We start from the raw sequence: 15,135 nt of genomic DNA, 5'->3' as shown, positions 1-15,135 counted from the left end.
CGATGACTGACACCCTCGATAAATTACCGAACCAAGGCCCTCGCCCCGAGCAGGAGATCGAGGATCTCAAGCGCATTTGGGCCACGCCCAAGGGCTGGCGGCTGCCCACGGCGGTCAACAACACGGTGATCGGCACCTTCTATATCGGGATCGCGTTCCTGTTCTTCGTGCTCGCCGGGATTCTCGCCCTGGTGATGCGGGCACAATTGGCTGTGGGCGACAACAGCCTGGTTTCCCAGGATCTCTACAACCAGCTCTTCACCGTGCACGGCACGACGATGATGTTCCTGTTCGCCGTTCCGGCCGTCGAAGCGCTGGGAGTGATGCTGCTGCCGCAGATGCTGGCGGCGCGCGACCTGCCCTTCCCGCGCCTTTCCGCCTTCGCCATCTGGGCCTATGTGATCGGCGGATTGGTGTTCTTTTCCACCATCTTCTACGACCTGGCGCCCAAGGGCGGCTGGTTCATGTATCCGCCCAACACGCTCACCGAATATTCGCCCGGCAATAATGCCGATTTCTGGCTGCTGGGTATCGGCTTCATCGAAATTTCGGCCATCGCCGGGGCCATCGAAATCATCATTGGCGTGCTCCGCACCCGCCCGCCGGGCATGACGCTCGACAAGATGCCGATCTTTGCCTGGGCGATGCTGATCTTTGCGGCGATGATCGTTTTCGCCTTCCCCGCCGTGATCCTCGCCACCATGCTGCTCGAGATCGAACGCGCCTTCGGCTGGCCGTTCTTCTCGCACGAATTGGGCGGGGATTCGCTGCTCTGGCAGCACCTGTTCTGGTTCTTCGGGCACCCGGAAGTCTACATCATCTTCCTGCCCGCCGCCGGGCTGGTCTCGATGATGATCCCCACCATGGCCCAGACCCCGCTGGTGGGTTATCGGCTGATCGTCGTGGCGTTGATCGCGACGGGATTTTTCAGCTTCGGGTTGTGGGTCCACCACATGTTCACGACCGGAATTCCGGGCCTGAGCCTCGCCTTCTTCTCGGCGGCGAGCATGGCGGTCGCCATCCCCTCAGGCATTCAGGTGTTCTCCTGGATCGCGACCATGGCGGCGGGACGGCAGCGTTTTCGGATAACGGTGCCCTCGCTCTTCATCCTGGGCTTTCTGTTCATCTTCACCCTGGGTGGGCTGACCGGGGTGATGGTGGCCGTCGTGCCCTTCGATTTCCAGGCCCATGACAGCTATTTCATCGTCGCTCATTTCCACTACGTCCTGATCGGCGGCATGGTGTTCCCGCTGTTTGCCACCTTCTACTATTGGGCGCCGATGGTGAGCAAGAAGACGCTCTCGGAACGCCTCGGCAGATGGGCGTTCTGGCTGATGTTCATCGGCTTCAACGTCACATTCTTTCCCATGCACATCACCGGGCTTGCCGGCATGCCCCGGCGGGTCTGGACCTATCCGTCAAACCTTGGCTGGGACATCCTCAACATGATCTCGACGGTCGGCTCGTTCGTGATCGCAGCGGGCGTCGCGGTCTTCATTATCGACCTCATCCGCAATTTCCGCTTCGGCAACAGTGAACTGCAGAACCCATGGGGTGCGGGAACGCTGGAGTTCCTGCCCAACGACGTCTATTCCACCCGCTCCATCCCACACGTCACCAGCCGCGAGCCCGTTTGGGACCGCCCCAGCCTCCCCGAGGAAGTGGAACAGGGCCTGCACTATCTTCCCGGCGCCCCCACCGGCGGACGGGAAACGCTGGTGACATCGGCCGTCGAGGCCAAGCCACAATATGTGCTGCAGATGCCGGGGCCGAGCTGGACCCATTTCTTCGCGGCCGCTTTCACGGCGGCATTCTTCCTGCTTTTGACCGTCAAGCAGGTGGAAATCGCCCTCACCTGCGCCGTGCTGGCCATCGTCTCGTGCATCGTCTGGACCTGGCACCTGGACAAGCCGGGGATCGGCGAGGTGGATATCGGGGGCGGCATCAAGGTGCCCACCTATGTCACCGGGCCGCTATCGCATAGCTGGTGGGCCATGGTGGTGCTGATGCTGGTCGCCGCCTCGCTTTATATAAGCTACGTCTTTTCCTACCTCTATCTCTGGACGGTTTCCCCCGAGGTCTGGGCGCCAAACGGTTCGCCGGCGCCGCCCGCGCTGCTCTATCCACTGGCCAGCGCGGCCATGATCATCGGCGGCTCGGCGCTGATCTACTGGATCGGGCGCAACCTGCCGCCCCAAGGCCGCAAGAGCATTGCCGCGATTGGCGGTCTGGTGGTCGCCGCGCTCCTGCTGGCGGGCGCTATCGGGCTGGAGATCTGGGGACATATGCAGACCGGCCTCGACCCAAGAGCGTCCTCCTATGGCGCCATGGTCTATATGGGCGCAGTACTCACCGCGCAGTGTGCTTTCGCGGTGGTGATCATGTGTCTGTTCGCGGCCGCGCGGCACGTGACGGGGCAGATGGACGCGATGCGGCGGGTGACTTTCGATAACGCCGCGCTTTTCTACTACTACACCGCCGCCCAAGGGCTTTTCGGCCTTGTGCTGATCCATGGCTTCCCACGGCTGACAGGGTGAACCGATGAGCGATATCGCCTCCTCCCGCCGCATGATGGCTGCCTTCGTCTTCATCGTCTACGGCCCGATCTGCTGGGCCTTGCAGCTTCTGATGATCTATGGCGGCCAATCGGCCCTCTGCGTCTTCGGCACGATAAGCCAGCCGGCGATAACGATCTATGTCGTCGTGGCCAGCATCGTCGCTGCGGCGCTTGCAGCGGCCGGGATGATCTGGCCCGGCGGACTTTATCGTCTCATGGCCGGCGAGCCGCCTGCCCCCGATCAGCGCGGCTTCCTCTTTTGGGTTATGCGGGCGCTAAACGCGCTTTCGCTGCTCGCCATGCTCTATGCCGCGTTGGGCTCGGTGATGCTGCCGGCCTGTGGCGCGCTGCGGTAAGAGGCCTGCCGAACCATCAGTTCGCATTGGCGAGATACGCCTCGAGCGCACCGACATCGATCCGCCCGGCATGCAGCCCGTATTTCGTCCGGCGCCAAAGGATGTCCTCGACCGTTCGGGCCCACTCGTTGCGCACGAGAAAATCCACTTCTGCCGCATAGAGCCCGGCGCCGAAATTGTGGCCGAGATCATCGGCGGATTCTGCCGATCCCAGAATCACTTGCGCCTCGGTGCCGTAGCGACGGATCAACTTTTCGGCTTCGCTGCCGGAAAGAAAACCGTACCGCGCCTTGAGCCCGGCGACTTCGGCTTCGAACCCCTCGACGCCAAAGGCCCCGCCCAGCAATTGCGCCCCGGCAGTCCATTTGCTCTTCCGCGTGCCCAGCGCCGATTCCACATGCTCCAGCGCAGCCTCGGCCAACCGGCGATAGGTGGTGATCTTGCCGCCGATCACGGTCAGCAGCTTGGGCTCCTCCCCCTCGCCTGTGACCTTGAGCACATAGTCCCGCGTCGCCTCCTGCGCCTTGGACGCGCCGTCATCATAGAGCGGGCGCACGCCGGAATAGGTCCAGACAATATCATCGCGGCCGATCTCGCTGGCGAAGTAGCCATTGGCGGCTGCGATCAGGTAATCGATCTCGGCTTCGGAAATCGAAACCTCCGCCGGATCGCCGGAGAAATCGGCGTCCGTGGTGCCGATCAGGGTGAAATCGCGCTCATAGGGAATGGCAAAGAAGATGCGGCCATCCGCGTTCTGGAAGAAGAAACAGCGTGGATCGTCGTAGAGCCGCCTGACGACGATATGACTGCCCTTGACCAGACGCACCGCATGGCTGTGCGCCGAGCCGAGGACCTGTTCCACCCACGGCCCCGCCGCGTTGACGAGCATTTTGGCCGTGATCGTCTCCTGAATACCGGTGATCCGGTCTAGCATCTCGATATGCCACATCCCGCCCTCACGGCGCGCCCCAACCACCTTGGTCCGGGTGCGGATCGTCGCGCCTCGGGCGGCAGCGTCGCGGGCGTTGAGCACGACGAGGCGCGCATCGTCCACCCAGCAATCGGAGTATTCGAACGCCGTGGCGTGGCCGGGCTTCAGGACCTTGCCGAGCGGATCCTGCGTCAGGTCGCGCGTCGTTGTAGGCGGCAGGCGCTTGCGGCCGCCGAGATGGTCGTAAAGGAAGAGGCCGAGCCGCAGCAGCCATTTGGGCCGCAGGCCCTGGTGATGCGGCAGAACGAACCGCAACGGCCAGATGATGTGCGGGGCCATCGACCAGAGGATTTCCCGCTCGATCAGCGCCTCACGCACCAGGCGGAACTCATAGTGCTCGAGATAGCGCAGCCCGCCATGGATCAGCTTGGTCGAAGCCGATGAGGTGCCCGAGGCCAGATCGTCCATTTCGGCCAGGAACACCGAAAACCCCCGTCCCGCCGCATCGCGCGCGATGCCGCTTCCATTGATACCACCGCCGATGATGAAGAGATCGACCGGAGCCGATGGGGAAGGTGAACCAGAAGACATGCCGCAATCCGTAGCGCGAATTGGGCGCCAATACGAAGGGAAAGTTACGGTTTGATGGCAGCCAATTCCAGCAGCCGCCGCGCCGATTTGAGATGCGGGCGGTCGACCATCCTGCCGTCGAGCTTGATGGCGCCGGCCCCCGGATTGTCGGCAAACGCGGCGACCACCGCCTGGGCATGGGCGATTTCGGCGTCGGTGGGCGCAAAGGCGTCGTTGATGACGCCGATCTGGCTGGGGTGGATGGCCAGCATGCCCGTGAACCCATCCCGCCGCCCGCGCTTGGCATAGGCCGCGAGCCCGTCCTTGTCCGCGATGTCGGGATAGACCGTCTCGATGGCCGGAACGCCGGCGGCGTGAGCGGCGAAAAGCGCCAGGTTGCGCACCAGTTGATAGGGGGCGGTATAGCTGCCATCTTCCTCGCGCGCGCTGGTGGCGCCGATGGCGGCGGGCAGGTCCTCGGCGCCCCAGGTGAGCCCGCACAGCCGGCTGGCAACCGCGCCATAGGTGCCCAGCCCGAAGATGGATTTCGGCGTCTCGGTGGCGATGGGCAGGATCTTTGTATCGAGCAGGCCCAGCATCGCCGCGAGTTCAGCGACCGAACTTCCCGATTCCGATTTCGGCAGAACCAGCCCGTCCGGGCGGGCCGGCAAGATGGCTTCGAGATCGGCCGCCACCTCGGAGCCGCCCAGCGGATTGACGCGGACAAAGAGCGCAACAGGCCGGGTAGCAGAGCCGAGAAAGCGGGCGACATCCTTGCGCGCCCACGGCTTTCGCTCGGGCAGCACGGAATCCTCGAGATCGAGGATCACCGCATCGGCACCGCTGGCCACCGCCTTTTCCATGCGATCTGCCCGGTCACCGGGCACGAAAAGCAGCGAGCGCAGCCTCATTGCGGCCTCCGCTGGACGAGCGCGGTGCGCGTGCAGGTGCAAACGACCTCGTCTCGCTGATTTATCGCGTGGTGCGAAAAGGTGACGATGCCAGCCCTTGGGCGGCTTTCCGAGGCGCGCAGTGAAATCACCTGGGATTCGGCGCGCAGGGTATCGCCGACAAACACCGGCCGGGGCATCTTCACCGCGTCATAGCCAAGATTGGCGACGAGGGTACCCAAGGTGGTTTCCCCCACCGTAAGCCCTACCATCAGCGCGAATGTGAAAGTCCCGTTGACCACGATGCGGCCGAATTCGGTATCGGCGGCATATTCCGCATCGAGATGCAGCGGCTGGGGGTTATGGGTGAGCGCGGTGATGAGGAGATTATCCGTCTCGGTCACGGTGCGGCGGATGGGGTGGGCGATGACATCGCCCACGGTCCATTCCTCATAATAACGTCCACTCATCGCCCTTCCTCCCCGATCCGCACCAGCACCGCGCCTTCGGTGACCTGATCGCCCACCGCCGCCGTGACCTCCTCGACCGCCCCATCGAACGGTGCGGACAGAGTGTACTCCATCTTCATCGCTTCGAGGATGAGCAACGTGTCGCCCTTGGCGACAGCCTGGCCCTCCTGCGCGGTGATGGCGCTGATCTTGCCCGGAATTGGCGCGGTTATGACGCCATCCCCAGCAGATGCACTGTGGGTGGCTTCGGTGTGATCGGTGGTAAAGGCGAATATTTCGCCAAGGTGGGCGATGAGGGTTTGGTGTGGCGTGCGGCGGATAATCCGGGGCGCTTGCGGCATGCTCCCCTTCTCCCCTTGAGGGAGAAGGTGGCCGCGAAGCGGTCGGATGAGGGGTGTGCTGAGTTTCCGCATATACCCCGGCTGATGGGGCGGGCTCAGCGCACCCCTCATCCCCATCCCTTCTCCCTCAAGGGGAGAAGGGGGCTCTTGGGGAAGCGCCACAGATATTAACCTCCCATCATACCGCATCCGCACCTCACGCCGCTGCTCGGCGTTCATGCGGAAACCGACAAGCCGCTGCCACGGCCCCTGCCCTTCGGGCAGGAAGGATTGCGCCGCCAGTTCAAGCACTTGCGCCGATGGCTCACCAGATCGAGTCAACGCCTCGCCGTGCCGCTCGATGAAGCCCGTATCGACTCCTCCCGCGCGGAACTCGGCATTGCCAAGCACGCGGGCGAGGAAGGCGGCGTTGGTTTTGACCGGATAAATCGCGACGGCCTCACACGCCGCACGAAGCCGGTCGACCGCCTGCTCCCGCGTTTCGCCGGTAGCGATCAGCTTGGCGATCATCGGGTCGTAGAACGAGGTGATGGCGTCGCCCTGCTCCACCCCGGTTTCCACGCGCACGCCCTCTGGAAGATCGAAAATCTCGAGACGCCCCGTCGAAGGCATGAAGTCCCTGGCGGGGTCTTCGGCATAAAGCCGCGCTTCGACAGACCAACCCGAAAAACGCAGATCTTCCTGCGACTTGGGGAGATGTTCTCCCGCAGCGATTCTCAATTGCCACTCGACCAGATCGACGCCGGTGATCTCTTCGGTGACGGGGTGCTCGACCTGCAATCGCGTGTTCATTTCCATGAACCAGACCCGGTCTGCCCGCAGCCCGTCTGAAGCGTCGGCGATGAACTCCACCGTGCCCGCCCCCACGTAATCCACCGCCTGTGCGGCCCTGACGGCGGCGGCGCAGATCGCCTCGCGCGTGGCGGCGTCCATGCCCGGCGCCGGAGCCTCCTCGATCACCTTCTGGTGCCGTCGCTGCACCGAGCAGTCGCGCTCGAACAGGTGTACCACGTTCCCGTTCCGGTCGCCGAACACCTGCACCTCGATATGGCGCGGGCGGGTGATGTATTTTTCGATCAGAACCCGATCGTCGCCGAACGCCGCTTTCGCTTCACGTTTGCAGCTTTCGAGCGCGGCGGCAAAATCCTCTTTCCGTTCGACCCGCCGCATCCCCTTGCCGCCACCGCCTGCGACGGCTTTGATCAGCACAGGATAGCCGATCTCGTCGGCGGCGGAGATAAGTCGGTCGAGCGACTGGTCCTCGCCCATATATCCCGGGGTCACCGGCACACCGGCATCGGCCATCAGCCTCTTGGCGGCATCCTTCAAACCCATGGCCTCGATGGATGCCGGATCGGGGCCGACCCAGGTCAGGCCCGCATCCATAACCGCCTGCGCGAACTGCGCATTTTCCGAAAGAAACCCGAAACCGGGATGGATGGCATCCGCGCCTGATTCCTTGGCCGCCGCGATGATCTTCGCGCCATCGAGATAGCTCTCGCTGGCGGGCGACGGGCCGATATGGACCGCTCCGTCGGCCATGCGCACATGCAACGCACCGGCATCGGCATCGGAAAAAACCGCAATCGTTTCAACGCCCATGCGCCGAGCGGTGCGGATGATGCGGCAGGCGATTTCGCCGCGATTGGCGATGAGGAGACGCTTGACCATCGCTTACATCCTGAAAAGCCCGAATTGCGGGCGGTCGGGGATCGGTGCGTTGAGCGTCACGCGGAAGGCCAGGCCCAGAATATCGCGGGTTTGCGCCGGATCGATGATGCCGTCGTCCCACATTCTGGCCGTTGCGTAATAGGGGTTGCCCTCGGCTTCGTATCGCTCGCGGATGGGGTTCTTGAAGGCTTCCTCGTCCTCCGCGCTCCAGTTTTCGCCCTTGGCTTCAAGGCCATCGCGCTTGACGGTGGCCAGCACCGAGGCGGCCTGTTCCCCGCCCATGACGGAAATCCGGGCGTTGGGCCAGGTGAACAGGAAGCGGGGGGAATAGGCGCGTCCGCACATGCCGTAATTGCCGGCGCCGAAACTGCCGCCGATGATGACAGTGATTTTCGGCACCGTGGCGGTGGCGACGGCGGTGACCAGCTTGGCGCCGTCCTTGGCGATTCCGCCGGCCTCGTACTTGCCGCCGACCATGAAGCCGGAAATATTTTGCAGGAAAAGCAAGGGGATACGGCGCTGGCAGCACAGTTCGATAAAGTGCGCACCCTTCAGAGCGCTTTCGGAGAACAGCACGCCATTGTTGGCGATGATGCCGATTTTTGTGCCCCAGATCTCGGCAAATCCGGTGACGAGCGTTGTGCCATATGCGGCCTTGAACTCCTGAAACCGGGCGTTGTCGGCCAATCGGGCGATCACCTCACGAACATCGTATGGAGCCCGGACATCGGGGGGAATGATCCCGTAGAGCGCCTGCATATCGTCAATATACGGGTCGGGATCGGGGAGTGTGTCCGTGATCGACGCCTCTGTTCGGGGTAGCGTATCAACGATGTGCCGAACGATGGTCAGGGCGTGCTCGTCGCTCTCGGCGATGTGGTCGACGACGCCCGATTTTCTCCCATGCGTATCGGCGCCGCCCAGTTCTTCCGCGCTTATGATTTCTCCCGTCGCGGCCTTTACCAATGGTGGACCGGCAAGGAAGATCGTTCCCTGATTGCGAACGATCACCGTCTCGTCGCTCATGGCCGGCACGTATGCGCCGCCCGCCGTGCATGATCCCATGACGCAGGCAATCTGCGGAATGGATTGGGCGGACATCTGCGCCTGATTGAAGAAGATGCGGCCGAAATGGTCGCGGTCGGGGAAGACTTCGGCCTGGTAGGGCAGATTGGCGCCGCCGGAATCGACCAGATAGATGCAGGGGAGCCGGTTCTCCAGCGCGATCTCCTGGGCGCGGAGGTGCTTTTTGACCGTCATGGGGAAATAGGCGCCGCCTTTGACGGTGGGATCGTTGCAGACGATCATCACGAACCGGCCCGAGACCAGCCCGATGCCGCAGATCAGCCCGGCGCCGGGGGCTTCGCCATTGTAAAGGCCGTGGGCGGCGAGCTGGCCGATTTCGAGGAAAGGCGAGCCGGGATCGAGCAGACGTTCGACGCGCTCACGCGGGAGGAGCTTTCCGCGTGCCGCGTGGCGCTGACGCGCGTGCTCCGGGCCGCCAAGCGCGGCCCTGGCGATTTGCTCGCGGAGCTCGGCCGCGAGGGTGCGGTTTTTCTCCGCGTTGGCGCGAAAAGTGAGGTCGGCCGGGTTGATGGCGGAGTGGAGGATGGGGCCGGTCATCAGGCGCCTCCATCCGTTTTTTGCCCCCACGCCAGCGGCGCTCTACCCTTCTCCCCTGGTGGGAGAAGGTGGCCGCGAAGCGGTCGGATGAGGGGGGCGCTGAGGCTGATCCGCGAACGAGGGCTTGTGTGGAAACTCAGCGCCCCCCTCATCCGCCCCTTCGGGGCACCTTCTCCCACCAAGGGAGAAGGGTAAGGGGCAAACGCAACCGTCGTCATCGGGGATCTAGTCATATCCCGATCACCTCGCGCCCAATCAAAAACCGTCTGATCTCGTTGGTCCCCGCGCCGATATCATAGAGCTTGGCATCGCGGACGAAGCGTTCCACGGGCCATTCCTTGGTATAGCCGGCGCCGCCCAGCGCCTGAACGGCTTCGAGGGAAACCTTCACGGCGTTCTCGGAGGCCAGCAAAATGGCGCCGGCGGCGTCGAAGCGGGTGGTCTTACCGGAGTCGCACGCTTTGGCGACGGAATAGACATAGGCGCGGGCCGAGTTGAGCGCGACATACATATCGGCGATCTTAGCCTGCATGAGCTGGAACGACCCGACAGGCTGGCCGAACTGCTTGCGGTCGCGGATATAGGGGAGGACGGTATCGAGGCACGCCTGCATGATGCCGAGCGGCCCGGCGGCGAGGACGACGCGTTCGTAGTCGAGTCCTGACATCAGGATCTTCGCCCCCTGCCCTTCGCTCCCCATCACGTTTTCGGCCGGCACCTCGCAGTCGGCGAAGACGAGTTCGGCTGTGTCCGAGCCGCGCATGCCCATCTTGTCGAGCTTGGGGGAGACGGAAAAGCTTTTCATGCCCTTTTCAATGATGAAGGCGGTGATGCCTTTGGGGCCTGCGGCGGGGTCGGTCTTGGCGTAAACCACCAGCACGTCGGCCTTGGGCGCGTTGGTGATCCAGAATTTGGTGCCGTTGAGGGTGTAGCGATCGCCCTTCTTTTCGGCCCGCAGGGCCATGGAGACGACATCGGAGCCCGAGCCGGCCTCGGACATGGCCAGCGCGCCCAAATGTTCGCCCGAGATGAGCTCAGGCAAATATTTGCGCTTCTGCTCCTCGCTGCCCCATCGGCGGATCTGATTGACCGCGAGATTGGAGTGCGCGCCATAGGAGAGCCCGACCGAAGCCGAGGCGCGGGAGACTTCCTCCATCGCGACGCAATGTTCGAGATAGCCAAGGCCGAGGCCGCCATGCTCCTCCTCGACGGTGATGCCGTGCAGGCCGAGTTCGCCCATTTCCGGCCAGAGATCGATGGGAAAAGTGTTGGTCTCGTCGATGTCGGCGGCGCGCGGGGCGATCTTGTCGGTGGCGAAACGGTAGGTGGTTTCGCGGATGGTATCGGCCATTTCGCCGAGGGAGAAGTCGAATTGGGTCATGTTAGTGGGTCTCCGCGATGGCTTCCGGATTTTGCTGCAGCGCCAGCGGCAATCTTCCCTTCTCCCCTTGAGGGAGAAGGTGGCCGCGAAGCGGTCGGATGAGGGGTGTGCTGAGTTTCCGCATATACCCCGGCTGATGGGGCGGGCTCAGCGCACCCCTCATCCGACCTTTCGCTTCGCGAAAGCCCACCTTCTCCCTCAAGGGGAGAAGGGGATCTGGGACAAACATCGACGTTGAAGGTTGTGCCGGCTCAGAGCCCCCCTCATCCGCCCCTTCGGGGCACCTTCTCCCACCAGGGGAGAAGGGTAGTGCTGGGCGGCGTTTCGGCAAGAACCGAGACGTTGCCAAAAGAGCCCCCTTCTCCCCTGGTGGGAGAAGGGATGGGGATGAGGGGGGCGCTGAGGTGGTGGTGGACAGCGGGACTGCGCTCATCCCCAACTCCGTTTCTCGACAAAGATCAGCGCGGGGTTCTCCAGCAACCGCTTCAGCCGCTGGATGAACTTCGCTGCCTCATAGCCATCCACGATGCGATGGTCGAAGCTCGATGACAAATTCATCATGGTGCGGACCGTCACCTGATTGTTGATGAACACCGGGCGGCCCATCAGCTTGTTGGGGCCGATGATCGCGACTTCGGGGTGGTTGATGATCGGCGTCGCCGCCACGCCGCCGAGAGCGCCAAGGCTGGTCAATGTGATGGTGGAGCCCGAGAGTTCATCCCGCGACGCCCTGCCCTCGCGGGCCGCGTTGGTAACGCGGCTCATTTCGCGGGCGCAGTCCCAGATGTCCAGCGCCTCGACGTGGCGGACGACGGGGACCATCAGGCCATCGGCGGTTTGCGTCGCGATGCCGATGTGGATGGGCTCAAACTGGCGCAACACGCCGGCTTCGGAATCGAATTGGGCGTTGATGAAAGGGAATTCGGGGAGCAGTTGCGCCAGCGCCCGCATGAAGAACGGCAGCAGCGTGAGCTTGGGCTGGGCACCTTGGCGCGAGGCGTTGATCTCCCGGCGCAGGCCCTCGAGCGCCGTCATGTCGCAATCCTCCACATAGGAGAAATGCGGGATGGTGCGGGCGGAGAGCTCCATGCGCTCGGCGATCTTGCGGCGCAGGCCGATGATCTTGACCTCATTGACGCCATGGCGCTCACGGGCCGCCGGCGCAGGGGCGCGGGATTTGAGATAGGCGTCGAGGTCCGCGTCGGTGATGCGCCCTTCCGGGCCGGTGCCGGTGACGTCGGCGAGATCGATCGAGAGGTCCTCGGCACGTCGGCGCGTGGCCGGGGCGGCGAGGATGGGGGAGGCGTTTTCCATGGGATCGCCGGCCCCTCCCTCCCCCGGTGTCCTCCCGGCCTCGAGCCGGGATCCAGTACGCTCGGAGGATGTGGCGGAATCACCGGCGCCGAGTGTCCCGGCCCTCCGGTCTTCGTCCGGGATGACAGGCTGGGTATTGGGTGAGGTCGGGGATGAAGCCGCAGCTTCGGTCGCTTCGACACCGCCCTCTCCCTCGATCTCCAGCTCCACCAACACCGAACCCACCGGCGCCTTGTCGCCTTCGGCGCCGTGCAACTTCAGCACCTTGCCGGCCACCGGCGAGGTCATGTCGATCGTCGCCTTGTCGGTCATGACGTCAACGAGGGTTTGGTCCTCCTCGACAATATCGCCGACCTTGACGTACCAGGCGGTGATCTCGGCTTCGGCGACGCCCTCGCCGATGTCTGGAAGTCGGAACTCAAACGTCTTCATGCGACGGCCTCCACGCAGCGCTTCAAAGCCTTCATCACGCGGGCCGGGCCGGGGAAATAATCCCATTCGAAGGCGTGGGGGTATGGCGTGTCCCAGCCGGCGACGCGCTCGATGGGCGCGCGCAGGTGGTAAAAGCAGCGCTCCTGCACCAGCGCGGAGAGTTCGGCGCCGAAGCCGCCATAGCGCGAAGCCTCGTGGACGATGACGCAGCGGCCGGTCTTTCTGACCGAGGCGGCGACGGTGTCGATATCGAGCGGCACGATGGAGCGCAGGTCGATGAGTTCGGCGTCGATCCCCGATTCCTTGATGGCGGCGGCGCAGACATGGACCATGGTGCCATAGGCGAGGACGGTGGCCTCGCGGCCCTCGCGGACGATGGCCGCAGAGCCGAGGGGGATGGTGTAATGGCCGGCAGGGACTTCGCCGGATGGGTGCTCGGCCCAGGTGGTCAGCGGCTTGTCGTGATGGCCGTCGAAGGGGCCGTTATAAAGGCGCTTGGGTTCGAGGAAGATGACCGGATCGTCCTCCTCGATGGCAGCGAGGAGCAGGCCCTTGGCGTCGTAGGGGTTAGACGGGATCACGGTTTTCAGCCCCGTGACATGGGCGAAGATCGCCTCGGGGCTTTGCGAATGGGTCTGGCCGCCGAAGATGCCGCCGCCATATGGCGAGCGCACGGTGATGGGGCACCAGAATTCGCCATTGGAGCGATAGCGCAGGCGGGCGGCTTCTGAGACGAGCTGGTCGTAGGCGGGCAGGATATAGTCGGCGAACTGGATTTCGATAATCGGGCGCAGCCCATAGGCGCCCATGCCGATGGCGGTGGCGACGATGCCGCCTTCGGAAATGGGGGAGTCGAAACAGCGGGTTAGCCCGTGTTTTTGCTGCAGGCCTTCAGTGACGCGGAACACTCCGCCGAAATAGCCTACGTCCTCGCCGAAGATCAGGGTGTCGGGGTCGGTGGCGAGCTTGATGTCGAGGGCGGAGTTGAGCGCCTGGATCATGTTCATGCGGGGCATGGGGAAAGCTCCGAGGCGTGAGAAATGGACTTGGCGCTCGCCCCAAACTCCGCGAGGGGAAGCGGGCGGAACAGAGCCACCCGGCCCGCCCCAAATCCCACCGTCATCCCGGCCTTGAGCCGGGATCCAGTATGCTCAGCGGTCAAGGGAGCCTCAGCGGGTGCATCGCCAGCGCGGAGTGTACTGGATCCCGGGTCTTCGCCCGGGATGACGGGTTGGCGGTGGGGAGGTGTTGGGGATCGAAGGTAGGACAGCGCAGTCATCCTCAGACTCCCGCCTCGCGCCGCTGCTCCAGAATCCGCCAATCCGGCTCGGCGAAGACGTCTTCGAACATTTCGCGCGGGTTAGGCTTGGACACGCCCAGGGTGCCGATGGCTTCGGCGTGTTTGACGGCGGCTTTGATCTCGGCCGTCAGTTCGGAGGTCAGCGCCTCGTGGCGCTCGTCGGACCATTCGCCGAGGGCGATGAGGTGCTGTTTCAGCCGCTCCAGGGGATCGCCCAGGGGCCATTTGCTCGCCTCGTCCTCGGGGCGATAGCGGGTGGGATCGTCGGAGGTGGAATGCCCGGCGGCGCGGTAGGTGAAGAATTCGATCAGCGTGGGACCGAAATTGGCGCGGGCGCGGTCGGCGGCCCAGAGGGTGGCGGCGTAGACGGCGAGGAAATCGTTGCCGTCTACCCGCAACCCCGGAATTCCGTAAGCCAACGCCTTGGCGGCGAAGGTGGTGGCCCCTGCCCCGGCGATGCCGGAAAAGGACGAGATGGCCCATTGGTTGTTCTCGACGCAGAGAATAACCGGAGCCTTATAGACCGATGCGAAGGTCAAGGCTTCGTGGAAATCGCCCTCGGCGGTGGTGCCATCGCCCACATGGCCGACCGCGATGGCGTCGTCGTGCTTATAGGCCGAGGCCATCGCCCAGCCTACGGCGTGGCCGAAGCGGGAACCGACATTGCCCGAGAGGGAATAAAAGCCGTAATCGCGGGCCGAATAGAGGATGGGAAGCTGGCGGCCGCGCAGAGGGTCGCGCTCGTTGGAAAAGATCTGGTTGCAAAGGTCGAGCAGCGGATAGCCGCGCGCCATCAGCCAGGAGAGCATGCGGTAGGACGGGAAGTTCATGTCGCCCGCTTCCAGGGCAAGCGCCTGCGCGGCGCCGATGGCTTCCTCGCCCAGGGACTTCATGTAGAAGCTGGTCTTGCCCTGGCGGTGGGCGCGGAACATGCGGTCATCGAAAAGGCGCGTCTTGAGAATGGTGCGCAGGCCGGCGCGCAGCGTGTCGGGATCGAGGCGCGGATCCCACGGGCCGACCGCCCTGCCCGCCTCGTCGAGGACGCGGACCAGGCCATAGGGCAGATCGCGCAGGGCGGATTCAGGCTCGGCGATGTCGGGGCAGCGGGTGGCGCCCGCTTCGGGGACCATGATGTGGGAAAAATCGGGCTCCTGCCCGGGGCGCGCCGGCGGTTCGGGCACATGCAGCGAAAGCCGTGGCCGATTGGGCTTGGCAGCGGATGCGCGGTCGTCCATGTTGCTCTCCTCCCCGATTGCAACATTCCAACAATCCGAATACTACTACCAATCGAGGGGGAAG

At 64.0% G+C, this 15,135-nt stretch carries 11 protein-coding genes; 2 read left to right on the top strand and 9 right to left on the bottom strand.

What is annotated here, in order from left to right:
• Positions 1–2 precede the first annotated feature (2 nt).
• Positions 3–2,537 (top strand): cytochrome c oxidase subunit I, encoded by a 2,535-nt coding sequence (gene ctaD, locus NO932_RS07765; protein WP_309210604.1) that lies wholly within the window; start codon positions 3–5, stop codon positions 2,535–2,537.
• 4 nt (positions 2,538–2,541) lie between these two features.
• Positions 2,542–2,913, top strand: coding sequence for a hypothetical protein (locus NO932_RS07760; RefSeq protein ID WP_309210603.1), 372 nt, complete (start codon positions 2,542–2,544; stop codon positions 2,911–2,913).
• A 16-nt stretch (positions 2,914–2,929) separates the two neighbouring features.
• On the opposite strand, the gene glpD is transcribed toward NO932_RS07760, so the two are convergent.
• From glpD to NO932_RS07715, 9 genes are all read right to left on the bottom strand, one after another.
• Positions 2,930–4,435, bottom strand: a complete 1,506-nt coding sequence (gene glpD / locus NO932_RS07755; RefSeq protein ID WP_309210602.1) for a glycerol-3-phosphate dehydrogenase — start codon at positions 4,433–4,435, stop codon at positions 2,930–2,932.
• Between the two features lie 44 nt (positions 4,436–4,479).
• On the bottom strand, positions 4,480–5,325 hold the full coding sequence (locus NO932_RS07750) for a CoA ester lyase (RefSeq protein WP_309210600.1): 846 nt from the start codon (positions 5,323–5,325) through the stop codon (positions 4,480–4,482).
• Positions 5,322–5,774, bottom strand: a complete 453-nt coding sequence (locus tag NO932_RS07745; RefSeq protein ID WP_309210599.1) for a MaoC family dehydratase — start codon at positions 5,772–5,774, stop codon at positions 5,322–5,324. Before NO932_RS07745 ends, NO932_RS07750 begins: the two co-directional genes overlap by 4 nt.
• On the bottom strand, positions 5,771–7,786 hold the full coding sequence (locus NO932_RS07740) for an acetyl/propionyl/methylcrotonyl-CoA carboxylase subunit alpha (protein ID WP_309210598.1): 2,016 nt from the start codon (positions 7,784–7,786) through the stop codon (positions 5,771–5,773). Before NO932_RS07740 ends, NO932_RS07745 begins: the two co-directional genes overlap by 4 nt.
• 3 nt (positions 7,787–7,789) lie before the next feature.
• A complete protein-coding gene (locus NO932_RS07735; protein WP_309210597.1) occupies positions 7,790–9,409 on the bottom strand; it encodes a carboxyl transferase domain-containing protein in 1,620 nt (539 codons plus the stop codon).
• A gap of 229 nt (positions 9,410–9,638) precedes the next feature.
• On the bottom strand, positions 9,639–10,790 hold the full coding sequence (locus NO932_RS07730) for an isovaleryl-CoA dehydrogenase (RefSeq protein WP_309210595.1): 1,152 nt from the start codon (positions 10,788–10,790) through the stop codon (positions 9,639–9,641).
• 429 nt (positions 10,791–11,219) lie between these two features.
• A complete protein-coding gene (locus NO932_RS07725; RefSeq protein ID WP_309210594.1) occupies positions 11,220–12,536 on the bottom strand; it encodes a dihydrolipoamide acetyltransferase family protein in 1,317 nt (438 codons plus the stop codon).
• Complete coding sequence (locus NO932_RS07720; RefSeq protein WP_309210593.1) at positions 12,533–13,552, bottom strand: alpha-ketoacid dehydrogenase subunit beta; 1,020 nt, start codon at positions 13,550–13,552, stop codon at positions 12,533–12,535. Before NO932_RS07720 ends, NO932_RS07725 begins: the two co-directional genes overlap by 4 nt.
• Before the next feature lie 265 nt (positions 13,553–13,817).
• On the bottom strand, positions 13,818–15,071 hold the full coding sequence (locus tag NO932_RS07715) for a thiamine pyrophosphate-dependent enzyme (protein ID WP_309210592.1): 1,254 nt from the start codon (positions 15,069–15,071) through the stop codon (positions 13,818–13,820).
• Positions 15,072–15,135 lie beyond the last annotated feature (64 nt).

It is taken from the genome of Pelagibacterium sp. 26DY04 (genome assembly GCF_031202305.1).
Classification (GTDB): Bacteria; Pseudomonadota; Alphaproteobacteria; order Rhizobiales; family Devosiaceae; genus Pelagibacterium.
Note: the sequence above shows the minus strand (reverse complement) of the source record. Positions and strands in the feature narration are given on the sequence as shown.

Coding starts and splice junctions, on each gene's coding strand:
- NO932_RS07720 (WP_309210593.1), bottom strand. CDS start 13,552: ATGCCCCGCATGAACATGATCCAGGCGCTCAACTCCGCCCTCGACATC.
- NO932_RS07750 (WP_309210600.1), bottom strand. CDS start 5,325: ATGAGGCTGCGCTCGCTGCTTTTCGTGCCCGGTGACCGGGCAGATCGC.
- NO932_RS07760 (WP_309210603.1), top strand. CDS start 2,542: ATGAGCGATATCGCCTCCTCCCGCCGCATGATGGCTGCCTTCGTCTTC.
- ctaD (WP_309210604.1), top strand. CDS start 3: ATGACTGACACCCTCGATAAATTACCGAACCAAGGCCCTCGCCCCGAG.
- NO932_RS07735 (WP_309210597.1), bottom strand. CDS start 9,409: ATGACCGGCCCCATCCTCCACTCCGCCATCAACCCGGCCGACCTCACT.
- NO932_RS07740 (WP_309210598.1), bottom strand. CDS start 7,786: ATGGTCAAGCGTCTCCTCATCGCCAATCGCGGCGAAATCGCCTGCCGC.
- NO932_RS07745 (WP_309210599.1), bottom strand. CDS start 5,774: ATGAGTGGACGTTATTATGAGGAATGGACCGTGGGCGATGTCATCGCC.
- NO932_RS07730 (WP_309210595.1), bottom strand. CDS start 10,790: ATGACCCAATTCGACTTCTCCCTCGGCGAAATGGCCGATACCATCCGC.
- NO932_RS07725 (WP_309210594.1), bottom strand. CDS start 12,536: ATGAAGACGTTTGAGTTCCGACTTCCAGACATCGGCGAGGGCGTCGCC.
- glpD (WP_309210602.1), bottom strand. CDS start 4,435: ATGTCTTCTGGTTCACCTTCCCCATCGGCTCCGGTCGATCTCTTCATC.
- NO932_RS07715 (WP_309210592.1), bottom strand. CDS start 15,071: ATGGACGACCGCGCATCCGCTGCCAAGCCCAATCGGCCACGGCTTTCG.